General features: G+C 69.6%; 24 protein-coding genes and 1 pseudogene. 9 read left to right on the plus strand and 16 right to left on the minus strand.

The features are described 5' to 3' along the window. Both GBO37_RS05075 and GBO37_RS05080 read left to right on the plus strand, forming a co-directional pair. Positions 1-591 (plus strand): HAD-IC family P-type ATPase (locus GBO37_RS05075; RefSeq protein ID WP_252927600.1); only part of this gene is annotated, 591 nt, incomplete at its 5' end. Continuing rightward, positions 588-1,232, plus strand: coding sequence for an arylesterase (locus GBO37_RS05080; RefSeq protein ID WP_148910945.1), 645 nt, complete (start codon positions 588-590; stop codon positions 1,230-1,232). The genes GBO37_RS05075 and GBO37_RS05080, both read left to right, overlap by 4 nt. Positions 1,233-1,238: 6 nt before the next feature. Here the strand turns inward: GBO37_RS05080 and GBO37_RS05085 are convergent, their stop codons facing one another. The 4 genes and pseudogenes from GBO37_RS05085 to meaB form a co-directional block, all read right to left on the minus strand. Then, on the minus strand, positions 1,239-1,709 hold the full coding sequence (locus GBO37_RS05085; RefSeq protein ID WP_045984182.1) for a copper chaperone PCu(A)C: 471 nt from the start codon (positions 1,707-1,709) through the stop codon (positions 1,239-1,241). A gap of 120 nt (positions 1,710-1,829) precedes the next feature. Continuing rightward, the gene (gene rpmB, locus GBO37_RS05090; RefSeq protein WP_252927601.1) at positions 1,830-2,126 is read right to left on the minus strand and encodes a 50S ribosomal protein L28; all 297 of its coding nucleotides are present in this window, start codon (positions 2,124-2,126) and stop codon (positions 1,830-1,832) included. Positions 2,127-2,252: 126 nt separating this feature from the next. Further along, the gene (locus GBO37_RS05095; protein WP_252927603.1) at positions 2,253-3,287 is read right to left on the minus strand and encodes a bifunctional transcriptional activator/DNA repair enzyme AdaA; all 1,035 of its coding nucleotides are present in this window, start codon (positions 3,285-3,287) and stop codon (positions 2,253-2,255) included. 65 nt (positions 3,288-3,352) lie between these two features. Continuing rightward, positions 3,353-4,258: pseudogene (gene meaB / locus GBO37_RS05100) on the minus strand (methylmalonyl Co-A mutase-associated GTPase MeaB); the annotation flags it as partial. Between the two features lie 29 nt (positions 4,259-4,287). Here meaB and GBO37_RS05105 point away from each other — a divergent pair. The 3 genes from GBO37_RS05105 (at position 4,288) to GBO37_RS05115 (ending at position 6,851) form a co-directional block, all read left to right on the plus strand. Then, positions 4,288-4,674, plus strand: coding sequence for a SoxS protein (locus GBO37_RS05105; protein ID WP_252927605.1), 387 nt, complete (start codon positions 4,288-4,290; stop codon positions 4,672-4,674). A gap of 86 nt (positions 4,675-4,760) precedes the next feature. Further along, the gene (gene serS, locus GBO37_RS05110; protein WP_252927608.1) at positions 4,761-6,053 is read left to right on the plus strand and encodes a serine--tRNA ligase; all 1,293 of its coding nucleotides are present in this window, start codon (positions 4,761-4,763) and stop codon (positions 6,051-6,053) included. Between the two features lie 54 nt (positions 6,054-6,107). Next, positions 6,108-6,851 (plus strand): hypothetical protein, encoded by a 744-nt coding sequence (locus GBO37_RS05115; protein WP_252927610.1) that lies wholly within the window; start codon positions 6,108-6,110, stop codon positions 6,849-6,851. 6 nt (positions 6,852-6,857) lie between these two features. Here GBO37_RS05115 and der read toward each other — a convergent pair whose 3' ends face one another. The 9 genes from der to GBO37_RS05160 form a co-directional block, all read right to left on the minus strand. Then, positions 6,858-8,342, minus strand: coding sequence for a ribosome biogenesis GTPase Der (gene der / locus GBO37_RS05120; RefSeq protein WP_046001301.1), 1,485 nt, complete (start codon positions 8,340-8,342; stop codon positions 6,858-6,860). Then, positions 8,339-9,655 carry a PQQ-binding-like beta-propeller repeat protein gene (locus GBO37_RS05125; RefSeq protein ID WP_252927612.1) on the minus strand — a complete coding sequence of 439 codons (1,317 nt, stop codon included), beginning with the start codon at positions 9,653-9,655 and terminating at the stop codon, positions 8,339-8,341. Before GBO37_RS05125 ends, der begins: the two co-directional genes overlap by 4 nt. Positions 9,656-9,681: 26 nt before the next feature. After that, complete coding sequence (locus GBO37_RS05130) at positions 9,682-10,323, minus strand: tetratricopeptide repeat protein (protein WP_252927614.1); 642 nt, start codon at positions 10,321-10,323, stop codon at positions 9,682-9,684. Between the two features lie 130 nt (positions 10,324-10,453). Continuing rightward, positions 10,454-11,053 carry a superoxide dismutase gene (locus GBO37_RS05135; RefSeq protein WP_045983614.1) on the minus strand — a complete coding sequence of 200 codons (600 nt, stop codon included), beginning with the start codon at positions 11,051-11,053 and terminating at the stop codon, positions 10,454-10,456. A 110-nt stretch (positions 11,054-11,163) separates the two neighbouring features. Then, positions 11,164-11,682, minus strand: coding sequence for a sarcosine oxidase subunit gamma (locus GBO37_RS05140; protein ID WP_252927616.1), 519 nt, complete (start codon positions 11,680-11,682; stop codon positions 11,164-11,166). Continuing rightward, positions 11,675-14,605: a sarcosine oxidase subunit alpha family protein gene (locus GBO37_RS05145; RefSeq protein WP_252927618.1), complete on the minus strand. Its 2,931-nt coding sequence runs from the start codon at positions 14,603-14,605 to the stop codon at positions 11,675-11,677. Before GBO37_RS05145 ends, GBO37_RS05140 begins: the two co-directional genes overlap by 8 nt. Then, a complete protein-coding gene (locus tag GBO37_RS05150; protein ID WP_046001297.1) occupies positions 14,602-14,949 on the minus strand; it encodes a sarcosine oxidase subunit delta in 348 nt (115 codons plus the stop codon). The genes GBO37_RS05145 and GBO37_RS05150 overlap by 4 nt, the downstream gene beginning before the upstream one ends. Before the next feature lie 165 nt (positions 14,950-15,114). Then, on the minus strand, positions 15,115-15,375 hold the full coding sequence (locus GBO37_RS05155; protein ID WP_046001296.1) for a hypothetical protein: 261 nt from the start codon (positions 15,373-15,375) through the stop codon (positions 15,115-15,117). A 91-nt stretch (positions 15,376-15,466) separates the two neighbouring features. Further along, complete coding sequence (locus GBO37_RS05160) at positions 15,467-16,732, minus strand: sarcosine oxidase subunit beta family protein (RefSeq protein ID WP_252927621.1); 1,266 nt, start codon at positions 16,730-16,732, stop codon at positions 15,467-15,469. 174 nt (positions 16,733-16,906) lie between these two features. On the opposite strand from GBO37_RS05160, the gene ccmI reads away from it, so the two are divergent. The 3 genes from ccmI to GBO37_RS05175 all read left to right on the plus strand — a co-directional run bounded on the left by ccmI (position 16,907) and on the right by GBO37_RS05175 (position 18,915). After that, a complete protein-coding gene (ccmI, locus tag GBO37_RS05165; RefSeq protein WP_252927623.1) occupies positions 16,907-18,136 on the plus strand; it encodes a c-type cytochrome biogenesis protein CcmI in 1,230 nt (409 codons plus the stop codon). Then, on the plus strand, positions 18,133-18,609 hold the full coding sequence (ruvX, locus tag GBO37_RS05170; RefSeq protein WP_252927625.1) for a Holliday junction resolvase RuvX: 477 nt from the start codon (positions 18,133-18,135) through the stop codon (positions 18,607-18,609). The genes ccmI and ruvX overlap by 4 nt, the downstream gene beginning before the upstream one ends. Positions 18,610-18,729: 120 nt before the next feature. After that, positions 18,730-18,915, plus strand: a complete 186-nt coding sequence (locus tag GBO37_RS05175; protein WP_045983361.1) for a DUF1289 domain-containing protein — start codon at positions 18,730-18,732, stop codon at positions 18,913-18,915. On the opposite strand, the gene GBO37_RS05180 is transcribed toward GBO37_RS05175, so the two are convergent. Together GBO37_RS05180 and GBO37_RS05185 are read right to left on the minus strand one after the other, a co-directional pair. Beyond that, the gene (locus GBO37_RS05180; protein WP_252927627.1) at positions 18,879-19,823 is read right to left on the minus strand and encodes a DnaJ C-terminal domain-containing protein; all 945 of its coding nucleotides are present in this window, start codon (positions 19,821-19,823) and stop codon (positions 18,879-18,881) included. The genes GBO37_RS05175 and GBO37_RS05180 overlap by 37 nt on opposite strands. A gap of 57 nt (positions 19,824-19,880) precedes the next feature. Then, positions 19,881-20,939 (minus strand): aldo/keto reductase, encoded by a 1,059-nt coding sequence (locus tag GBO37_RS05185; protein ID WP_252927629.1) that lies wholly within the window; start codon positions 20,937-20,939, stop codon positions 19,881-19,883. 338 nt (positions 20,940-21,277) lie between these two features. Here GBO37_RS05185 and GBO37_RS05190 point away from each other — a divergent pair, with 338 nt between their 5' ends. Further along, positions 21,278-21,949: an autoinducer binding domain-containing protein gene (locus GBO37_RS05190; protein WP_045983358.1), complete on the plus strand. Its 672-nt coding sequence runs from the start codon at positions 21,278-21,280 to the stop codon at positions 21,947-21,949. Here GBO37_RS05190 and GBO37_RS05195 read toward each other — a convergent pair. Then, on the minus strand, positions 21,946-23,442 hold the full coding sequence (locus GBO37_RS05195; RefSeq protein WP_252927631.1) for a phospholipase D-like domain-containing protein: 1,497 nt from the start codon (positions 23,440-23,442) through the stop codon (positions 21,946-21,948). The two genes, GBO37_RS05190 and GBO37_RS05195, sit on opposite strands and share 4 nt — an antisense overlap. Positions 23,443-23,568 lie beyond the last annotated feature (126 nt).

Here is a 23,568-nt window from a genome sequence, read left to right on the forward strand (position 1 = left end):
GTGCATCTGGCCGCCGACGGCCGCCACGTGGCGACATTCGCGCTGGCCGATCCCGAACGACCGGAATCCGCCGCGGCCATTGCCGCCCTGCGCGACATGGGCCTGCGGACCCAGATGCTGTCGGGCGACCTCCCCGCCACCGCGCAGGCCATGGGCGCGCGGCTTGGCATCGACCGGGCGCAGGGCGGGCTGACCCCCGATGACAAGCTGACGGCGATCCGCGCGATGGGGCCGGGCAGCGTCTTCGTGGGCGACGGCATAAACGATGCGCCGGCGCTGGCCGCCGCCGACACGGGCATCGCCATCGGCACCGGGACCGATATCGCCATCGAGGCCGCCGATGCGGTGCTGATGGCGGGCGATCCGCAGGGCGTCGCCCGCGCGATCCGCCTGTCGCGCGCCGTGATGCGCAACATCCGCCAGAACCTGTTCTGGGCATTCGCCTACAATGCCGCGCTGATCCCGGTTGCCATGGGCGCGCTGGTGCCCTTTGGTGGGCCGCAACTGTCGCCCATGCTGGGGGCCGGCGCGATGGCGCTGTCCTCGGTCTTCGTGGTGACCAATGCCCTGCGCCTGAGGACTGCCGCATGATCCTGACCCGCCGCCACCTACTGACCGCCGCCGCCGCCGCCACGCTGGTCCGCCCCGCCCAGGCACAGGCGCTGCCGCGCATCCTGTGCTTTGGCGACAGCCTGACCGCCGGTTTCGGCCTTGGCCCGACCGAGGGGCTGGTCCCGCAGCTGTCGGCCTGGCTGGCCGATGCGGGGCGCCCGGCGGACCTGATCGATGCGGGGCTGTCGGGGGACACGACCTATGGCGGCCGCGTGCGGATCGAGCTGTCGATGCGCCGCCACCGCCCCGATGCCGTCATGGTCGAGCTGGGCGGCAACGACATGCTGCGCCGCTGGCAGCCCGCAGATGCCGAGGCGAACCTGGACGCGATCCTGCAGACCGCGGGCAGCGGCGGGCGGCCCCTGCTGCTGGTCGGCATCCACGCCCCGGCGGGCCAGCCCGACTGGCGCCGCGCCTGGAGCGGGATCTGGCCGCGTTTGGCCGAACGCCACGGCGCGCTGCTGCTGCAGGATCTGTATGCGCCGCTGGCACAGGTGCCCGCGACCGATCGGGCGCCCCTGCTGCTGCGGGACGGGGTTCACCCGTCGGCGCAGGGGGTGGCGCTGATCGTCCGGCACCTGGGTCCGGTGGCCGCCCAGCTGGTCGAACGGGCGGCCTGAGGGGCCTCAGTGGCCCTGATGGTCGCCGTGGTCGTGATCGGCGGGGGCGGCATCCTCGCGCTGGTTGTCGACGACGACCTGCACCTCCTCGGTGCCGCAATCGCCGAAATCCATCGACAGGGTCAGCGTGTCGCCATCGGCCAGCGGTTCGGCCAGGCCCAGCATCATGATGTGGTCGCCGCCGCGGTTCAGGGCGTGGGTCTGACCGGCGGCGACGGCGATCCCGTCCTCGATCCGGGTCATCTTCATGACGCCGCCTTCCTCGACATGGGTGTGCAGCTCGACCCGCTCGGCCGCGTCGGACGACACGCCCTGCAGGGTGCAGGCGACCTGACGGTGGTTTTCCAGCTGCATGAAGACCGCGCCCACCTTGGGGTTGGTGCTGCGCGCATAGGCGTCGTTGGCGTGCATGCCGTCATGGGCAAGGGCGGCCACCGGGGACAGCACCGCGACGGCGGCCAGGATCGACAGTTTCATTCGGCAAGGTCCTTGGATGGGGCCGGGGCGCGCACAGGCCGCACCGCACGGGCCGGGGTTCCGGACATGCAAAAGCCCCGCCGGAACGGCAGGGCCATGCATCATCCGACGATCATCGGATCAGGCGGTCGCGGCAGCCGATTCGGCCTTGACCAGGTCGCGCTTGATCTTCTGGGCGCGGTCCGAGAGGTCGGTGTCCTTGGCTTTGGCCAGGAAGGCGTCCAGGCCGCCACGGTGATCGACCGAACGCAGCGCCGCGGCCGAGATGCGCAGCGAGTAGCCGCGGCCCAGCTTTTCGGACAGCAGCGTGACCTCGTTCAGGTTCGGCAGGAACCGGCGACGGGTCTTGTTGTTGGCATGGCTGACATTGTTACCGCTCATCGGGCCTTTGCCGGTCAGTTCGCAGACGCGCGACATGGTGTGTTCCTTCGTCTCAGCTGTGCGGGCGGGGGGTCCGTCCCAATGTGAAAAGGCGCCGCGAGGCAGCGCCCGGAATTCCGTTCGCGGGTGGCTACCGCATGAGGGGCGCGTCGTCAAGCCTTGTCAGGTGATTCCATAGCCGCGCTCCAGCGCGATCAGGCGCTCCTTGCGCCACAGGCCGCCCGCATATCCGGTCATGGTGCCATCTGTGCCGATGACCCGGTGACAGGGCACGACCAGCGCCAGCCGGTTCGCCCCATTGGCCGCCGCGACCGCGCGGACGGCGGTGGGATGGCCGATGGCCGCCGCAAGCTGGGCATAGCTGCGCGTCCGGCCCGCGGGAATCGCCTGCAGTTCCTGCCAGACGCGGGTCTGGAACGGCGTGCCGCGCAGGCGCACCGGCAGGTCCAGCCGCCCGTCGCTGCCCGCGAAGAACCGGGCCAAAGCGGCCTCGGCCCGGTCGGTCACCGCGGTGCGGCCCAGCCCGATTCGCCCCCCCGCCATCACCGACAGCCGCCGCAGCCCCTGGGGCAGCGCCTTGCGGTCGGTGAATTCCAGCAGGTGCAGGGCGTCGTCATCGGCGATGGCGATCATCCCGCCCAGGGGCGTATCGATCCAGTCCGCGCGCAGGTCCGCGGCCCCCCGCATCTGGTGCGGGGCATGCCCGAACAGGCGTGTAAAGGCCTGCCGGAACCCCGATGCCGAATCGAACCCCGCGTCCAGCTGTGCGTCGATCATCCTGCCTCCTTGCGTCAATGTGGTCAGGCCCGCGCGCAGCCGTGCCGCGCGCGCCAGCTGCAGAAAGCTGGTGCCCAGATGCTGGCGGAACAGCCGCCGCACGGTCGAGGGGTCGTGCCCCAGGGCGGTCAGCTCCGCCTCGGACCAGCGGTGGGCGGGGTCGGCGGCCAGCGCCGCACCCAACGTGGCGACCAGCGTCGGCACCTGCCCTTCGGGACGGCAGCGCAGGCAGGGGCGGAACCCCGCGGCCCGCGCGGCGGCGGCATCCGCGAACCAGCGGCAGTTGTCGCGCCGCGGCTTGCGCGCCGGGCAGCTCAGCCGGCAAAAGATCCCGGTCGAGGTGACGCCGACCAGCGCCCGCCCGTCATATCCCGGATCGCGCGCCAGCAGCGCGGCATACAGATCGTCATGGTCCGGCATCGCCCCCTCCTGTGCGGACCGGTCTAGCCGATTCGCGGACAGGGCGGGGCGCGTTTTCGGGCATTTCATCGCGGCTGCCGCAACCAGTCCAGCATCTGGCGCGCCGCCTCGACCGGGGGCAGCGCGCCTTGGGTGACACGGGCGCCCAGATCACTGATGCGCGCGCGGGCGTCCGGGGCGTCCAGCTGCGCCAGCAGCCCACCCTGCAGTTCGGCCATGAACCAGTCGCGCGCCTGTTCGGCCCGGATGCGGTCGAAATGACCGGCATCGCGGCGCCAGTCGGCCAGATGGCGCATGCAGGACCAGGCCTCGGGCAGGCCCGCGCCGGTGGTCGCGCTGACCGGCATGGCCTTGGGAAAGCCGTCGGGATCCTGCGGGCGCTTGCGCAGCAGGCGCAGCGCGCCCGCGTAATCGGCCACCGTCCGGCGCGCGGGCGACAGCAGGTCGCCATCGGCCTTGTTCACCAGAATCAGGTCGGCCATCTCCATGATGCCGCGCTTGACCCCCTGCAATTCATCGCCGCCCGCAGGCGCCAGCAGCAGGATGAACAGGTCCGACATCTGTGCGACCAGGGTTTCGGACTGGCCGACGCCCACCGTCTCGATCAGGACGACGTCGTGGCCCGCGGCCTCGCACAGGCGGATCGCCTCGCGCGTGCGGCGGGCGACGCCGCCCAGATGGGCGCTGGACGGGCTGGGCCGGACATAGGCGCGGGGGTTGCGCGACAGAAGCTCCATCCGCGTCTTGTCCCCCAGGATCGAACCGCCCGACCGGGTCGAGGACGGATCGACCGCCAGCACCGCGACGCGCAGCCCCTGTTCGGTCAGCATCGTGCCGAACGCCTCGATGAAGGTCGACTTGCCCACCCCCGGCGTGCCCGACAGGCCGATCCGCAGGGCCGTGCTGTCGGGCAGCGCCGCGATCAGGCGGCCTGCGCGGTCGCGGTGGTCGGGGCGGCCCGATTCCACCAGGGGGCGCCATCCCGCGTGGAGGTCCCGTCATGCCCATCCTGTCCCGCCGCACCGTCCTGATGGGCGCCGCGGTCGTGATGCTGCCCCTGGGGGTGCGGGGTGCGCCGCCGTCGGGCTGGCGGCTGATGATGGTCGAATCGCCCGCCTGCCACCATTGCCGCGCCTGGCATGCGCAGATCGGGCCGGGCTATGCGGCCTCGGCCGCGGGGCGGGCCGCGCCGATCCTGCATGTCGACGTGGATGGCCCCTATCCCGATGGGCTGGCACTGGCGCGGCGACCCTGGATCACGCCCACCTTCGTGCTGCTGTCGGATGGATCCGAGGCGGGCCGGATCGAGGGTTATGTCGGCCAGCGCTATTTCTATCCCGTGCTGGAGGAGATGATGCGCGGTGCGGGACTGACACTGGGCGCGTGATATTCCCGCGGTGGCGGCGGGCCGGGCTTTCTGTCGCAGTCGGCATGCGCTAGTCAGGCACCCAGACAATTTGCGAAGGTGCCGCCATGCATGACATCCGTGCGATCCGTGACAATCCCGATGCCTTCGAGGCGGCGCTGAACCGCCGCGGGCTGACCGGCCTGACCGCGCAGATCCTGTCGCTGGACGAGGCCCGCCGCGGTCGCATCGCCGCCGCCGAGACCGCGCAGGCGGACCAGAACAAGGCCAGCAAGGACGTGGGCGCCGCCAAGGCGCGGGGCGACGACGCCGAGTTCGAGCGTCTGCGCGCGCTGGTCGCCACGACCAAGGCCGACATCGCCCGCATGCAGGCAGAGGCCGCCGATCTGGACGCGCAGCTGCGCGATCTGCTGCTGGGTATTCCGAACCTGCCGCTGGACCGTGTCCCCGAGGGCCGGGACGAGGACGACAATGTCGAGCTGCGCCGGTGGGGCACGCCTGCGGCACTGGACTTCGCCCCGGTCGAGCATTTCCAGATCGCCGGCGTCGTGCCGGGCATGGATTTCCAGACCGGCGCCAAGCTGTCCGGCAGCCGCTTCGTCGTGCTGAAGGGGGCGGTCGCGCGCATCCATCGCGCGCTGGCACAGTTCATGGTCGACCTGCATGTCGACCAGCACGGGCTGGAGGAGACCTGGACCCCCGTCCTGGTGCTGGAACAGATGATGCTGGGCACCGGCCAGCTGCCCAAGTTCGGAGAGGACAGCTATCTGACCCGCGAAGGGTACTGGCTGATCCCCACATCCGAGGTGACGCTGACGAACACCGTGAACGGCGACCTGCTGGACCAGGCCGCCCTGCCCCGCCGCATGGTCGCGCACAGCCAGTGCTTCCGATCCGAGGCAGGCAGCGCGGGCCGCGACACCACCGGCATGCTGCGCCAGCACCAGTTCGAGAAGGTCGAGATGGTGTCGATCACCGACGCCGATACCGGTCTGGCCGAACATGACCGCATGACCCGCTGCGCCGAGGCCGTGCTGGAGGCGCTGGAGCTGCCCTATCGCACGATGATCCTGTGCACCGGCGACATGGGCGCGGGCGCGCGCATCACCCACGACCTGGAGGTCTGGCTGCCGGGACAGGACCGCTATCGCGAGATCAGCAGCGTCAGCTATTGCGGCGACTATCAGGGACGGCGGATGAACGCGCGCTATCGCCCGGCAGGCGGGGGCAAGCCGGAATTCGTGCACACCCTGAACGGGTCCGGCCTGGCCGTCGGGCGCGCGCTGATCGCGGTGCTGGAAAACGGCCAGCAGGCCGACGGATCGGTCCGCCTGCCCGCGGTCCTGCACCCCTATCTGAAGGGCGCGACCACGCTGACCGCCCAGGGATCGCTGGCCTGACACCCCGATTGCGGACGGCGCGAAACTGCCGCAGGCCGGCGCGCGTTGGCCTGCATGACACGGATCGGTTCAGTCTTGCATCTGGTGGTCGCCGCGATCTTCGTGATCTGCGGCGTGATCTTCGCGATGCAGCCCGATGCGCGCATCATCACGGACGCGGCGCGTCTGGCGGCGCCGCTGCTGCCGCCCGTCGCGCCGACCAGCATCGCCATTCCCCATCTGTACCTGAACCCCGACAACCTGCTGATGTGGATGCTGCTGATCGCCGTCTGGATGATGGTGATGCTGGATGCGGTCGGGCAATGGATCGACCCGTCTGATGACGAGCCGATCCGTGCGGGCCGACCGCGCGTGTGGCCGATGCTGCTGGGCGCGCTGGTCCTGGCATCGGTCTGGCCGCTGCTGATCGACAATTCGGGCGTGCTGACCCTGGCCTCCGTGGCCGGGGCCGTCGCCGCCACGGTGGGTGCCCGGCGCGCGGCAGGTCGGCACCGCCCCGCGATCGGGTTTCTGGCCGGATGGGCCACCGCCCKGGCCTCGGCCGCGCTGGCGGAGCTGACCGCCGTGCAGTTCGGCCTGTCCGCGCAGATCGTGTCGGCCGTGGCGATCCTGCCCGCCGCGGCCCTCGGCATGGCCGCGCAGATGTGGATCGGCCCAAGCGTGGGCTATTCCGTGGCGCTGATCTGGGCATTCTGTGGGCTGGCCATCTCGACCATGGGCAGCGATCCAATGATCGCGCTGGCCGCGATCATCGGGATCAGCGCGATGGCCACAGTGCTGATCCGCGCGGCCAGCTGAGCCGGGTCAGCTGCCCTTGGGTTTCTGGCGATGCTTGTGCTTGGACAGCGCACCTGACTGCACGATCTTGGTAGCCTTGGCCTTGTAGGGGTTCTCGCCGCCCTGATCGCGGAAGAACAGGCGGATCGGCGTGCCGGGCATGTCGAAATCGGTCCGCAGCCCGTTGATCAGATACCGCTGATAGCTGGTGGGTATCTGGTCGGTATGGGTCGATTTCACGATGAACGCAGGCGGACGCGTCTTGACCTGCGTCATGTAGCGCAGGCGGATGCGGCGGCCGCCGGGGGCCGGGGGCGGATGGCTTTCGGTCATCGCACCCAGCCACTGATTCAGGCGGGCGGTCGGCACGCGGCGGTTCCAGACCTCGTGCGCCTTGATGACGGCGTTGTGCAGGCGGTCCAGCCCCTTGCCGGTCTTGGCCGACACGGTGATCAGCGGCGCGCCGCGCAGCTGCGGCAGCAGCTTTTCGAAACTGGCGCGCATCTCGTTCAGCTTGTGGGACTTGTCGTCCTCGGTGTCCCACTTGTTCACGGCAATGACGACGGCCCGCCCCTCGGTCTCGGCGAAATCGGCGATGCGCAGGTCCTGGGTCTCGAAGGGGATCTCGACGTCCAGCAGGACGACGACGACCTCGGCAAAGCGCACGGCCCGCAGGCCGTCGGCCACCGACAGCTTCTCCAGCTTCTCGGTCACGCGGGCGCGCTTGCGCATGCCGGCCGTGTCGAAGATGCGCATGGGCGTGCCCATGAAGTTCGTGGTCACGCTGATCGAATCGCGGGTGATCCCGGCCTCGGGGCCGGTCAGCAGGCGGTCCTGCCCCAGGATCTTGTTGATCAGCGTCGACTTGCCCGCATTGGGGCGGCCGATCACGGCGATCTGCAGGGGACGGGCCTCGGACGGGCGCCAGTCCTCGGAACCCTCGCCCGATTCGGCGTCCTCCTCGGACAAGTCCAGGTCGGTCACGGCCTCGATCGGGGCGGGACGCTCGGCCTCGATCCTGTCGGCCAAGGGCATCAGCACGCCGTAAAGGTCGTCCATCCCCTCGCCATGCTCGGCCGAGATGCGCAGGGGCTCACCCAGACCCAGAGCGTAGGCCTCCATGGCCCCCGCCTCTCCGGCGCGGCCCTCGGACTTGTTGGCGGCGACGATGACGTGCTTGGCGCGGCGGCGCAGGATCTCGGCGAAATACTCGTCGGCCGCGGTGATGCCGATGCGCGCATCGACGACGAACAGGCAGATGTCGGCCTCGTCAACGGCGCGTTCGGTCAGGCGGCGCATGCGCCCCTGAAGGCTGTCATCCTCGGCCATCTCCAGGCCCGCGCTGTCGATCACGACAAAGCGCAGGTCGCCAAGGCGGCCCGCGCCCTCGCGGATGTCGCGGGTCACGCCGGGCTGGTCATCGACCAGCGCAAGTTTCTTGCCAACCAGACGGTTGAACAGGGTGGACTTGCCCACATTGGGCCGCCCGACGATCGCAAGGGTGAATGTCATCTGAACGCATGCAACTGGCCGTTGCGCGCAACGACGTAAAGGGTTTGACCGGCGACCACCGGGGCCGATGCCGCCCCACCGGGGATCGCCACCTGACCGACCAGCGCGCCGGAGGCGGGATCGAAGCTGCGCAACATGCCATCGCTGGAGGCGATATGCAACCGCCCCCCGGCCAGCACGGGACCATAATGCGCGTGGACCGCATCCTGACGCCGCACGCGCTGCGTGGTGTAATACGGCAGGGGCTGGCGCCAGACGACGCCGCCCGTCGCCGCATCCAGCCGGACCAGCTGGGCCTGGTCGTTCACGGCAAAGACCGACCCGCCCGCGACGACGACCGGGCTGTTGGCGCCCTCGTCCGCGGTCCAGTCGTTCAGGCCGGTCGACAGTTCGACCGCGCTGATGCGGCCGGAAGAGGTGCCCGAATAGACGCGCCCGCCCGCGATCACCGGATCGCCGGTCACGTCACGGACCACCGCGATGGCGCGTCCGGGACGGGTGCCCGCGATCTGCGACGTCCAGTTGGTCAGGCCCGACTGGCGGTCCACCGCCACGATCTGCCCCGACGAGAACGGGAACACCACCGTGTCGCCCTGCACGGCCGGGACCGACACGCCCATGACGCCCGACCCCGACGGCGTGCCTGCCGCCTGCCACAGCACGCGCCCGTCGCTGGCGCGCACGGCCCAACCCACGGCGTTCCGGGCCGCGACATAGACCMCGCCGTCCTGCACGGCCGGGCCGCCGCCGATAGAGGCCTCGACCCGCTGGCGCCACAGCACGGCGCCGCTGGCCGCGTCCAGCGCGACCAGTTCGCCGAAACCGGTGGTGACGAAGACGCGCCCGCCCTCATAGGCCAGACCGCCGCCCGAGGCGCTGTCGACATTCTCCAGCGCGGGCGTCACGTCGGTGGACCAGGCGCGCCCGCCGTTCAGCGCGGTCGCGGTGACGCGGGCTCGGCTGTCCAGGGTAAAGACCCGGCCCGCCGCCACGACGGGGTCGGCGGTGATGCGGTGACGACGGGTTTCACCCTGGCCGATGGATGCGGACCACAGGGCCGTGCCGCCCGCGCCCAGGGCCAGATGGCCCGGCGCATGGGCGGCGTTGCCGCCGCGATGGGTCCATTCGCCGTTGGTGACCGGGGCGGACAGGGACAGCGCGGTGCCGGTGATGCCCGCCGCGCCCTCGACCGCGGGACCGTCGGCCGAGATGACGGCCAGGGGGTCCAGGCGCTCTCCGGGCAGGATGATTTCGCGGTCGCCGCAGCCGGCAAGTCCCAGTCCGGCGGCCATCGCCAAGGTCAGTCGCAGCATGGCGGTCATCCCTGTCTCTCAGTCCGTTATTCGGTCGGTTCGGGCGTCTCGCCCAGGGCGATCATCATCTCGGACAGGCGACGACGCAAGGCCTCGGTCAGGCCGTCCTTGTCCTGGATCTGGCGGATCAGGGTGATCGCATCCTCGGGGCGCCCGGCACCGATCAGGGCCACGGCCTTCTGTTCCAGCGCCAGCAGCTCGAACGGCGCACCGGCGCGCGACAGGCGGGTCAGGATGGCGTCGCGTTCGGCCGCATCCATCTCTGCGCCCTGTGCCATCACCAGCTTCAGCTGCGCCAGCTCTCCCAGCACGCTGTCGGGCTGGGCATCGGCCACGCCCTGCAGCGCCTGTGCGCGGGCATCGGGATCGGTCTGCGCGCCCGCGGCCAGCAGCCCGGTCAGCGCCTGCCGCCCGGCCGAGCCGCGCGGATCGACGGCCAGAATGGCGGCGGGGTCGTTCTCGGCCTCGGCCGCCAGGATCGCATCGCCCCAGGCCTGCGCCGCGGCGCGATCCTGGGCGGCGCTGTATTCGCGCCAGGCGGTGAATCCGACCACCGCCACGATCACCAGGACCACGATCCAGCCGTAACGGCGCATCGCCCCGTACAGGCGGTCGCGCCGCAGCTCTTCGGTGACTTCGTCGATGAAGGTGTCGCTCTGGTTGGCCATGCCCGCCCTGCCGATCTGTCCTGTGTTCCCGTGGTCTTATACCGCGATGGACGGAAATGCCAATGCCGGCGCGGGCGCCACGCAAAAGGCCCGCCACAAGGGGCGGGCCTTTCGATCGATGCGTCCGACCTCACATGCGCGAGGCGACGTTCTCCCAGTTCACCAGCTTGTCCAGGAAGTTCTCCAGGTACTTGGGGCGCGCGTTGCGGAAGTCGATGTAGTAGCTGTGCTCCCACACGTCGCAGCCCAGCAGCGCCGTCTGACCGGTGCACAGCGGGTTCACACCGTTTTCGGTCTTGGTGATCTCCAGCTTGCCGTCGGCATTCTTGACCAGCCAGACCCAGCCCGACCCGAACTGGCCGACGCCGGCCTCGGCGAACTTCTTCTTGAACTCCTCGACCGAACCGAAGCTGTCCTTGATCGCGGCTTCCAGGTTGGCGGGCATCGGGCCGGGGTTCGGGCCCATCATCTCCCAGAACTGGGCGTGGTTCCAATGCTGGCTGGCATTGTTGAAGATGCCGTTCTGCGCCACGGCGCCCTTCTGGTAGGTGCCCTTGACGATATCTTCCAGCGACTTGCCTTCCCACTCGGTCCCGGCCACCAGCTCGTTCAGCTTGGTGACATAGGCGTTGTGGTGCTTGTCGTGGTGATACTCCAGCGTCTCGCGCGACATGCCGCCGGCTTCCAGGGCATCGTGCGAATAGGGAAGATCGGGAAGGGTGAAGGCCATTTTGCGGTCCTTTCGAAAGGGTTGGTTCGGCTCGGCGCGAACGGTCGCGCATTCGGGGGACCAACGCAAGGGGTGGACCGGGGTTCCGATCCCCCCTTGCGCCAAGGTGGTCAGCGCGGTGCCAGCTGGCTGCCCGGCATGGCCGCATTGGTCAGGATCAGCGACAGGTAGTCCGCCGTCGACCGAAAGCCGATCACGCGGAACCCGCCGTCCACCCGCCAGAAGGCTGCGGCGGTCTGCGCCATGCGCGTGCGGCGCAAGACGCCCGACGGCAGGGCCGCGGCATCGACCGGGGCGAGTTTCGCGATCACGTCCGCGGCATGGGGGCCCGTCACGTCAAAGACCGCACGGGCATCCGACACGTCGGCCACAAGCCCGTGTTCACCCGTCAGCGCCTGCGTCAGGTCCGACAGCGCGGCGGAAAGGTCCGATGCGGGTAGGATCAGCAACAGCTCGTCCGGCGACATCCACGCCAGGGTGCGGCTGCCGTCGGTCACGGTGCCGGTCGCGTCGGGGATGGCCAGGCCCACGGCCTCGGCCAGGGCGTCGCCCGCGCGGTCCAGATCGGCCCGGATGGTGATCATGCCCAGGCCCGCGACGGGGGTGATGGTAGCCAGCGCTTCAGCCATTCTGACGGCTTCCTTCCTTGTCGTAGAAGACCGGATCGACGATCCGGGCCTGCATCACCGCACCGTCCGGCATCGGGAAATCCAGGACCTGCCCCATGCGGGCCGGACCGTGGCGGACCAGGCCCATCGCGATGGGCTTGTCCAGCGTCGGCGAGTGATAGCTGGAGGTGACGCGCCCCTGGGTCTTGCGCTGGCCGTTGCCGTTCGTGCCGTCCGCCACCGCATAGGCGCCGTCGGGTATGACCTTGCCGGACAGGCTCTCCAGCCCCACCAGCTTCCAGCGGGTGCCGTCGGTCATGTGGCTGCGGCGTTGGGCGCGCTTGCCGATATAGTCGGCCTTCTTTTTGGATATCGCCCAGTCCAGCCCCAGATCCTGCGGGATGATGGTGCCGTCGGTCTCGTCCCCGATCATGATGAAGCCCTTTTCGGCGCGCATCACGTGCATGGCCTCGGTCCCGTATGGGGTGATGCCCAGATCGCGGCCGACCTCGTGCAGACGCTCCCACAGCTCCAGACCGCGATTGGCGGGCACCGCGATCTCATAGCTGAGCTCACCCGAGAAGCTGATGCGGAAGATGCGGGCGGGGATGCCCGCGATGTCGCCTTCGGCCCATTGCATGAAGGGCAGCGCCTCGGCCGACAGATCGATGCTGCCCGGCAGGCGTTCCAGCAGGGCGCGGGCCTTGGGTCCGGCCACGGCGATCTGGGCGAACTGTTCGGTCAGGTTGGCGGTATAGACCTTCCAGTCCCACCATTCGCATTGCAGCCAGTCCTCCATGTGCCCATGGATGCGGTCCGCGCCGCCGGTGGTGGTGTGGCACAGCCAGGTGTCGTCGGACAGGCGCGCCACGACGCCGTCATCCATCAGGAAGCCGTTCTCGTTGCACATCAGGCCATAGCGGCATTTGCCGACCGGCAGGGTGGACATCATGTTCGTATAGAGCATGTCCAGGAACCGCCCGGCATCGGGCCCCTTGACGATGATCTTGCCCAGGGTCGAGGCGTCCAGCGTGCCGACGCCCGCCCGCACCGCCAGGATCTCGCGGTTGACGGCGGCGTGGCGATCCTCGGTCGCGCGGGGATAGGCATAGGGGCGACGCCATTGGCCCACCGGCTCCCAGCTGGCGCCGTTGCGGTCGTGCCAGGCGTGGATCGGCGTCTTGCGCAGCGGCTGGAAGGCTTCGTCCTTGGCCTCGGCCGCGATGGTGGCCAGGGTCAGCGGCGTGTAGGGCGGGCGGAACGTGGTGGTGCCGGTCGCCTGGATGGGCTGGTTCAGCGCGTTGGACAGCACCGCCAAGCCGTTGATGTTGGACAGCTTACCCTGGTCGGTCGCCATGCCAAGCGTGGTATAGCGCTTGGTGTGCTCGACGCTGGCATAGCCCTCCTGGGCGGCCAGTTCGACATCGGTGACCTTCACGTCGTTCTGGAAATCCAGCCACATCTTGGCGCGCAGCTTGTAGGGCGCGCGGGCGGGCATGACCCAGACAGGCATGGTCACACCCGCAGGGCTTTCCAGATCGCCGGCGCAGTGCAGATCACCATTGGCGGCCCCCACGACGGTCACGTTGCCCTGCCCGTCCGCACCCAGGGGCGGGCGGTCGGGGTCGGGGCGGAACATCGATTGCGCCTCGTCCCAGGTCAGCTTGCCGCCGCAATGCGAATAGAGATGCACGACCGGCGACCAGCCGCCCGACATGGCCACCACGTCACAATCGACGGTCTGGCGCGGCGCGCCGTCGCCTTGGTGGTCACACAGCACCACTCCCTCGACATGCTTGCCCCCCTTTACCTTGGCGACGGCCGTGCCGGTCAGGACAGTGATGCCCGCAGCCCGCGCAGCCTGGGGCAGCGCCCCGTCGGCGGTGGGTCGGGCATCGACGATGGCCGGCACCTCCAGCCCCGCGGCATGGGCCGTCAGGGCGGTGCGATAAGCGTCGTCGTTGTTCGTGACCACGACGATGCGCCGCCCCGGCGCCACGGCGTAATCGGTGATGAAATCGCGGACGGCGCTGGCCAGCATCACGCCCGGCACGTCGTTGCAGGCAAAGGACAAGGGACGCTCCAGCGCGCCGGTCGCGGCGATCACCCGGCCCGCCCGGATGCGCCACAGGCGCTGGCGGGGGATGCCCTGGTTCGGGTCATGATCGGCCAGCGATTCCCGCGCGATCAGATAGCCGTGGTCGTAAAGGCCGGTGGCCATGGTGTTGCGGCGCAGGGTGACGGTGTCGCGGCCTTGCAGGTCGGCCAGCAGCGCATCGATGGCGGCCTGTCCACCGTCGTGGTCGGTGGGCGTGCGCCCGCCCCAATGGGCGCCCTGTTCCAAGACCAGGACCGTGCCGCCCGCCAGTGCCGCGTCGCGTGCGGCGGTCAGGCCCGCGATGCCGCCGCCGACCACGACCGTGTCGGCAAAGCCGTAGGCCTGTTCATAGCGGTCCGGATCGGGGTCGGTCGGTGCCCGGCCCAGGCCCGCGCTGCGGCGGATGATCGGTTCGAACAGGTGCTTCCAGAAGGGGCGCGGATGGATGAACGTCTTGTAGTAGAAGCCTGCCGGAAGGACCGGCGACAGCCAGTTGTTCACCGCCCCCACATCGGCATCCAGGCTGGGCCAGCAGTTCTGGCTGCGCGTGACCATGCCGTGGGTCAGGGGCGTGGTGGTGGCGCGCTGGTTTGGTTCGAACCGGCCACCCTGGCCCAGGCCCAGCAGCGCGTTCGGCTCCTCGGCGCCCGAGGCCAGGGGACCGCGCGGGCGGTGATACTTGAAGGACCGGCCCATCAGCATCTGGCCGTTGGCCAGAAGCGCCGAGGCGATGGTGTCGCCGGTCAGCCCGCGCAGGTGGCGGCCGTCAAAGCGGAACGGCACCTGCCAGGCACGGTCGATGCGGCGGCCACCGGCGGGCAGTCGGAAGGGGGGCGTGTGGGTCATTCGGCGATGCCTTCGGCGGGGGTCCAGTCGGGTGTCCAGTCGGGGCGGACCTTGCGGATCGCCTCCACGATCTGGGCAGGGGGATGGGGCGTCTGCGCCCTGTAGGTGCCGAAAACCTGCAGCGTGGCGGTGCAGCGCGCGGCCAAAAACCACTTGCCGCAGCCATAGGCATGGCGCCAGCGTTCGAAATGCACGCCCTTGGCGTTCTTGCGCGCGAACAGGTAGCTTTCGAACTCCTCGTCGGTGCCGTTCGGGCCGATGCGGGCCAGGTGCGCCTCTCCGCCGGGATGCAGTTCGGTTTCCTCGGCGTTCACACCGCAATAGGGACAGGTCAGGATCAGCATCGGGCTTCCTTGGGGTGCGAGAGTTGCGGATGCGAAAAGGCACCGCAGCGGCGCAAGCCGGCGGTGCTGTCTGTCCGACATGCCGTCGGACGCAGGCCGGGGGCTGACCGCCCCCGCCCCCCCGTGGTCGCGCAGAACGGCCGGGCCGTCCCGCGCGTTAGGGCATCAGTTGGCCGGAGCCGGGGTTGCCGGTTCGGCAGGGGCGTCGACGGCCGCGGGGCTGTCGGTCTCGACAGAGACGGCAGGAGCGTCGGCCGCAGGTTCGGCCGCCGGCGTGTCGACGCTGATGTTGGTCGTGTCGCCTTCGACCGGATCGGTCGTGGCAACGCCGGTCGGTTCGCCTGACATGAAGAAGAACAGCAGTGCAACGACGACGACGATGCCGCCGACGATGAAGTAGAGGCCATTGTTGTTGCGGTCAGCCATGATGAACCCTTTCGGTCGGACCTGTCATGGCAAGGCAATTCGCGGATGGCGTCCGGGGTTCCGTCGCGGGAAAACATCGGCGCGCCCTCGCCTAATGCGCGACGCCGGCGGCGACCGATTCGTCGATGAACCGGCCCTCGCGGAAGCGGTTCAGCCCGAAATCGGCGGCCAGCGGACCCGGCGTTCCCTTGGCGACCAGCTCGGCCATCGCCCAGCCGGAACCGGGGATCGCCTTGAACCCGCCGGTGCCCCACCCGCAGTTCACGAAGATGCCACCCACCGGGGTCGACGACAGGATCGGGGACCGGTCGCCGGTCATGTCGACGATGCCGCCCCATTGGCGCAGCATCTTCAGGCGGCTGATCATCGGGAAGGTCTCGATCAGGGCGCGGACGGTTTCCTCGACATGCTGCCAGGAGCCGCGCTGGGTGAAGTTGTTGAACCCGTCGGTGCCGCCGCCGATCACCATCTCTCCCTTGTCGGATTGCGACATGTAGCCGTGGACGGTGTTGGCCATCACGACCACATCCATGCAGGGCTTGATCGGTTCGCTGACCAGCGCCTGCAGCGCGACGCTTTCGATGGGCAGGCGGAACCCGGCCATGGCCGCCAGCTGGCTGGAATGGCCCGCGACCACGATCGCCAGCTTGTCGCAGCCGATGCGCCCCTTGGAGGTGTTGACGGCGCGGACCTGGCCGCCCTCGGTCTCGACCCCCGTCACCTCGCAATTCTGGATGATGTGCATGCCCATGTCGGAACAGGCCCGCGCATAGCCCCAGGCCACCGCGTCATGGCGCGCCGTGCCGCCGCGGGCCTGATAGAGGCCGCCCAGCACCGGATAGCGCGGCCCGTCCAGGTTGATGATCGGCACCTTGGCCTTCAGCTGCTGGGGGTCCAGCCATTCTGTCTGAACGCCCTGCAGGTTGTTGGCATAGACGGTGCGCTTGTAGCCGCGGATCTCGTGCTCGGTCTGGGCCAGCATGATCAGCCCGCGCGGGCTGAACATGATGTTGTAGTTCAGGTCCTGGGACAGGGTCTCGTACAGGCTGCGCGACTTCTCATAGATCGCCGCCGACGGATCCTGCAGATAGTTCGATCGGATGATGGTCGTGTTGCGACCCGTGTTGCCGCCGCCCAGCCAGCCCTTCTCGATCACAGCGACGTCCGTGATGCCGAAGTTCTTGCCCAGGTAATAGGCCGTCGCCAGCCCGTGCCCGCCCGCACCGACCACGATCACCTTGTAGCGTGATTTCGGTTCCGCGCTGGCCCAGGCCCGCGTCCAGCCCTTGTGCTGACGCAGCGCCTCGCGGGCGATGGCAAAGACGGAATAGCGTCGGGCGCGGGGGGCTTCGGGCATGGTGCCTCTCAGGAAACGGGTTGCCTGCACCATGGCTGCGGCGGGCCCGACCCTCAAGGCGGCTTGCGGCAGATCGCGGCGAAATGCGACATGCGACATTCGGACAGCCCTGTCGCAGCGGGCTTTCGGTCCGCCGCCATCCGCGCTAGGAACGGGGCCAACCGGAGGTGACGCATGTTCTGGATCCTGGCTGCCGCCCTGACGGCCATCACGGCCCTTGCCATCCTGTCGCCCCTGCGGCGGGGCCGCGGGGGTGCCGCCCCTGCCGCGGCCTACGACCTGCGCGTCTATCGCGACCAGCTGGCCGAGGTCGAACGCGACCTGGACCGCGGCGTGATCGGCCCCGACGACGCGCAGCGCCTGCGCGCCGAGATCGGGCGCAAGGTGCTGGACGCCGACCGTCGCGCCGCGCTGTCGGCCCCTGCCGCGCGCGGCGGCCGCGCGCTGTGGCCCGCGGTCGCGCTGGCCGCGATGCTGGCCGGTGCCGTGGCGCTGTATCTGCGCGAGGGTGTTCCGGGCGCCCCCGACATGCCGCTGGCCGAACGCTTTGCCGCCGCCGACGCTGCCTATCGCGACCGCCCCAGCCAGGCCGAGGCCGAGGCGGCGGCCCCTGCCCGTCCCGCGCCCGACCTGTCGCAGGCCGATCCCGAATACCTGGCGATGATCGACCAGCTGCGCGACGCCGTCGGGCGCAACCCGGACGACCAGCAGGGTCTTGCGCTGCTGGCCAGCAACGAGATGCGCCTCGGCAACCTGGCCGCTGCCCGCGCGGCCCAGCAGCGGCTGGTCGACCTGCGCGGCGATCAGGCCGATGCCGTCCAGCTGATGCAACTGGCCACGCTGATGGTCGATGCCGCAGGCGGCGTCGTCACCCCCGAGGCCGAGGCCGTCCTGCGGCGCGCCCTGACCTTGGACCCCACGCAGCCGCAGGCCCGCTATCTGCAGGGCGTCCTGCTGATCCAGAACGGCCGCCCCGATCGGGCCTTTCCGCTGTGGCGCGGCCTGCTGGACGAGGGCCCCGAGGGTGCGCCCTGGATCGCCCCGATCCGCGCCGCGATCCAGGATCTGGCCTGGCTGGCGGGCGATGACGAATACCGCGCGCCGGCACCCCCCGCAACGGACCTGCCCGGCCCCGATGCCGACGCCCTGGCCGCGGCCGAGGACCTGTCCCCCGAGGATCGTGCCCGCATGATCCAGGACATGGTCGACCGCCTGCAGCAGCGCCTGGCGACGCAGGGCGGCTCTCCCGAGGAATGGGCGCGGCTGATCGCGGCGCTGGCGATGCTGGACCAGCGCGACCAGGCGACCGCGATCCTGACCGAGGCCCGCCAGCGTTTCGGCAGCGCCCCCGACGCCCTGGCCCCGATCGAACGGGCCGCGACCGAAGCGGGGCTGGACGGATGATCCACGAGGACATGACCGATTTCGCCGCCGCCCTGCCCCGCTTCGGCGCGCTGGCCGGGCTGGACCTGGGCACCAAGACCATCGGCGTCGCCGTCAGCGACGGCATGCGGGGCGTGGCGTCCCCCATCACCACGATCCGCCGGACCAAGTTCACCCAGGATGCGCAGGCGCTGCTGACGCTGATCGCGGACCGGGGGCTGGCCGGACTGGTCCTGGGCCTGCCGCGCAACATGGACGGCTCCGAAGGGCCGCGCGCCCAGGCCACCCGCGCCTTCGCGCGCAACATGACCCGGCTGACCGACCTGCCCATCGCCTACTGGGACGAACGCCTCTCCACGGTCGCCGCCGAACGCGCCCTCCTTGAGGGCGACACCTCGCGCAAGCGCCGGGCCGAGGTCATCGACCAGGTCGCCGCGGGCTACATCCTGCAGGGTGCCTTGGACCGCCTGCGCCACATCGCGATCCATGGATAAGGGCGCGACCGCCGCGCGTCAGCGCGGCCATGGGCCAAGCGGCAGCGTCCGGGCCGGGCCTCGCACGGCCCGTCCCCCGCGACCCGAACCCCGCTCCGCGCATCAGAAGGACAGCCGCCGATGATCGAAAGCCCCTGCATCAAGCTGTGCCGCATCGACGCGGACCGCAACCTGTGTCTCGGCTGCCACCGCACCCTGGCCGAGATCGCGGCCTGGGGCCGCATGACCCCCGATGCCCGCGCCCGCGTCATGGCCGTGCTGCCCGCGCGTCAGGACGCCTCGGACATGCCCCGCCGCGGGTCATAGGCGTTCTCGCGCCGCCATTCCTCGAAGAACGCCGCCAACTTGGCGTCCACCTTGGCCGGCATGGCGATGCGCAGCTCGACATGCTGATCGCCGCCGTTCACGCCGCGCCCCCGCAGCCGCAGCCGCTGCCCCGACGTCGCGCCCCGCGGGATGGTCAGGTTGACCGGCCCGTCGATGGTCGGCGCCGCGACCTTGCCGCCCAGCACCGCCTCGTCCAGGCTGATCGGCAAGATCAAGTGGATGTCGTCGCCGTCGCGCGTGAACTGGGGATGCTCGGCGACCCGAACCTCAAGATAGGCGTCGCCGGGCTCTCCGCGGCCGATGCCCGGTTCGCCCTTGCCGCGCAGGCGGATCACCTGGCCGTCGCGCACGCCCTTGGGGATGGTGACCTCCAGCGTGCCGCCCTGCGGCAGTGTGATGCGGTTGCGCCCGCCGCGGACCGCGGTCAGGAAATCCACCTGCAGCGCCAGCCGCAGGTCCTGGCCGCGCATGTCGGACGCGCGCCCGCCGCCGAACCCACCAAAGCCCCCGAACCCGCCAAAACCGCCGCCGCCCCGCGGAGAGGCGCGCTGTCCGAACAGGTCGGCAAAGACATCCGACAGGTCCGGATCGCCTCCATGGCCGGGCGTGTCGCCGAACGGGTTACCGCCCGCCCCCGGGCGACCCTGCCAGCGGGGTGCCTGTTCCTGGCCCTGGGCGTTGATCTCGCCCGCGTCAAAGCGGCGGCGCTGGTCGGCATCCTTCAGCAGGTCATAGGCCGCCGACGCCGCCGCGAACCGCTTGGCGGCGGCCGGATCCTGGTTCAGGTCCGGGTGATCGGTCTTCGCGATGCGCCGATAGGCCTTCTTGATCTCATCGGCACTGGCGCTTCGCGACACGCCGAGTGCTGCATAGGGATCGCCTGCCATGCCTGGTCCTTCGTGTTCATCCGTCCTGTCGGTAAGATAGAGACGGTCGGGTTCACATCAATAGGGCAGCGGGTGGGCGCGGTGCAGGCGCTCGATCCCGCGACGCAGCTCGTCGGGCAGATCCCGGTCCAGACCCGCGATCAGATGGCGCAGCTGATCCATCGTCGTGGCACCGATGATCGGCACCACCTTGAAGGGGCGCGTCAGCTGCCAGGCGATGACCATGTGCACCACGTCCCAGCCATGCTCCGCCGCCAGGCGGCCATAGGCCTCTGCCGCGGCCACCCCGCGGTCGGTCTTGCGCCCACCCAGGTTGCCCTGCCCGCCGGTGGCCTTGTCGACCGCCGCGCGGCTGCCCTCGGGCATCGCGCCCGAGGCGTATTTCCCGGTCAGCAGGCCCGCCGCCAGCGGCGAATAGGACAGCAGCGTGACGTCCTCGTTCACCGCGACCTCGGCCAGATCGGTGTCGTAGAGACGATAAAGCGGCGAATACTCGTTCTGGATCGCGGCCATCCGCGGCCCGCCAATCTCATCGGCCACGTCGCACCACCGCGTCAGGCCCCAGGCCGATTCGTTCGACAGGCCCACGGCGCGGATCTTGCCCGCATCGACCGCATCCGACAGCGCGCCCAGCACGTCGCGCATATGCGCCAGCGTCTGCGCCTTGTCCTGGCCCGACGGATCGAAGGCCCAGTTCTGCCGGAACCCATAGGATCCGCGCACCGGCCAGTGCAGCTGATAGAGGTCGATCCGGTCCGTCTGCAGCCGGCGCAGCGAGGCGTCGATGCAGGCCGTGACCGTCGCCCCGTCGAACGGCGCCCCGTCGCGGACCATCTGGCTGGGTCCGGTGATCTTGGTCGCGATCTCGACCCGGTCGCGGTTGCCGGTCCGCGCCAGCCAGCGCCCGATGATCTCCTCGGACAGGCCGACCGTCTCGCGGCGGACGGGGTTCACGGGATACATCTCGGCGCAGTCCATGAAGGTCATCGCGACCTCCAGGGCGGCATCCATCTGCGCATGGGCCTCCGCCTCGGCGGTCTGGTTGCCGAAGGTCATCGTTCCCAGGCAGATCCGGCTGACCTCGATCGCGCTGCCGCCCAGTTTCACACGTTCCATCGGACCACTTCCCTGTTTGCGATTTCGGGCGCAGGCTAGCGATCCCCCCGCCGGGCGCAAGCCCGCGTCGGACATGAAAAAAAGGACACCCCCGAAGGGGCGTCCTGACATGACTGAAATGAGGGCATAGCGCCCGCTAACCGTCCCGACAGGCACGACGTGCGCAAGACATCGCATAAGGGCAAATGACCCCACGGGACTATAGCCCCGTAAGGCTATGTTGCCCCGCTGCAACGACAGTCAGGAAAGCCCCCCTTGCCGTACCCGCCGGCTGCTCTTAAATGGGCGAACAAATCTGTTCACCCCGTGTCGTCTTCGCTGTTCCAGGTGTCTTCCGGATGTCCGTGCACGCCCTTGCCCAGATCGACGATGCCCTGTCGGTGCTGGCACCCCGCGGCTTCACCCTGGGGTTGCATATCCGCTATTCGCGCCCGGTCAGGCGCGTGTCGACCTATCCCTCTCAATGGATCCAGACCTATACCCGCTGCAATCTGGGCGTCGGCGACCCGATGGTCATGTGGTGCGTCCTGAACGAGGGCCAGATCCGGTGGAGCGCCCTGACCCGCCTGCTGCCCGATCCGCTGAACGTGATGGGCCAGGCGCGCGATCACGGCCTGACCTATGGCGCGGCGCTGTCCTACGGCCCGGCCGAATCGCGGTCCTATATCGGGGCGTCCCATGGCGAGCGCGAGTTCACGGATGCCGAGATCGCCAGCATGGCCGACCTGTTGAAACGCGCGCATGACATGGTCGACCGCACCGCCTCGCTCCGCCCGATCCTGGTCGACGCGCTGGAGGCGATCGCCTGCGGCATGACCTATGACCAGGCCTGCGAGGCGCTTGGCATCTCGCGCACCGCGTTGCGCTATCGGCTGCGCATGGCGCGCACCGCCCTGGGGGTCGAGGACAACCCCCATGCGATCCGCAAGGCCATCGATGCGGGGCTGCTGAACGGGATCAGCGTGTCCGGCCTCAGCAAGGGGCTGCCCACGGGGCCCGACCAGGACTAGGCCGACCTGCGCCGGCGCCATTTCAGCCGCTTGGGCCAGTGCCAGCGACGGATCAGGCCCTTGCGCTTGCCCAAAGGCTCAAAGATCTTGTCGGGCCCTTCGGGGTCCAGGATCTCGTTCTCGGCCAGCCAGGCCTCGAAGCCGCTCAGCTCGGGGATCTCGTAGGGGATCAGGGTGCGGCCCTGCCCCTGCGTGCCGCGATTGGCGTCGATCATCGCGATCAGGCTGCCATGTTCCTTGATGCCCTGCGTCACCTGATCGGGCGTCATCGCCAGATGTTCCGCCAGCAGGTCGTCGCGCAGCGCGGTGATCGTGGCGCGCGTCGCCTCGGCGCCCGGACGTTCGGCGGCCAGCATCACGTCGCATTCCGTGTCCAGCCGCATCGAGCGGTTGTTGAAGTTCGACGACCCGACCCGCAGATAGGTGTCGTCGACGATCGTCACCTTGGCATGGACATAGATTTCGGCACCCGCATCCGTCACCGGGTGATAGATGCGCAGCCGGTCGCGATGGTCCAGCTTGCGCAGCGCCTCGACCAGCTGGGCGCGGGCGGTGTCCATCGCCATCGGCTCCAGCCAGCCCTGGGCGCTGACCGGGTTGATGATGACGATCTCGGGGGGATCGTCCTCGGCCAGGCGCTTGGCGATGGCCTGGGCGATGCGGCGGGACGCGAAATACTGACTTTCGGCATAGATGACCCGTTTCGCCCGCGCGATCAGGTCCAGATACATCTGCTCGACCTCGTAGGCCGGCTGGACGTCGGGAATGTCCGGACGGGTCCGCGCGATGGCCAGCGCCACGTCGCGGAACGTGGGCTTGATCGCGTCGGGCCAGCATCCCGACGCGTCGCTGACCGCCGACAGCTCCTCGCCGCAGGCGATGCGCCAGCGGTCGCGGGCCAGATCGCCCATCGCCCGCGCGGCGGGTCCGTCAAAGGCGCTGGTCGCGTCGTGCCAAGGCTTCATCAGCTTGCCGCTGGCGCTGGTGCGGCGCGGATCGTCGTCCTTGTGTTCGCGCGTGTCCCACCGGCCCTCGGTCATGTCGATGCCGCCGCAGAAAGCCAAGCAGTCGTCGATGACGACGATCTTGTGGTGATGCGAACTGGCCAGCGGGTGCTTGCCGTCCAGGCGCAGCGTGATGCGCGGATGCATCTTCCAGCGCAGGATCGTCAACAACGTGCTGCCCCGGAACATCGCCTTGAAGGCACCGGTGTCCCACCGCAGCAGGCGCACGTGCAGCGTGGGGCGGCGGCGGGCCAGCCACATCACGAAATCGCCCAAGGCCGGGGGGCCGCCGTCCGCGGCGTCGCCCAGGTGGATGCGGGCGTCGAAGTCCCAACCGATCATCAGGATCGAATGGCGCGCCTGCAGCATGGCCTGGCGCACGGCACGGAAATATTCGTCGGCATCAGCGATGAACGCGAACCGCCCCGATTGTTCGACCCGCCAGCAGTTCCATCCCGGACGGGCCAGCCGATCACTCGAAGCATCCATGTTGTCCCGCCGTCCCTTTTGCTGCTGCCCCGCCATGCGGCGCGTCAGCGCAACACGAAGGGCGACCTTCGGTTCCATTAAGGAAGTGTTTGCCGCACGATCAAGGTCGACCGTGCGGCAGCGATC

This window comes from Paracoccus sp. 08, from assembly GCF_024105395.1.
Taxonomy (GTDB): Bacteria; Pseudomonadota; Alphaproteobacteria; order Rhodobacterales; family Rhodobacteraceae; genus Paracoccus; species Paracoccus marcusii.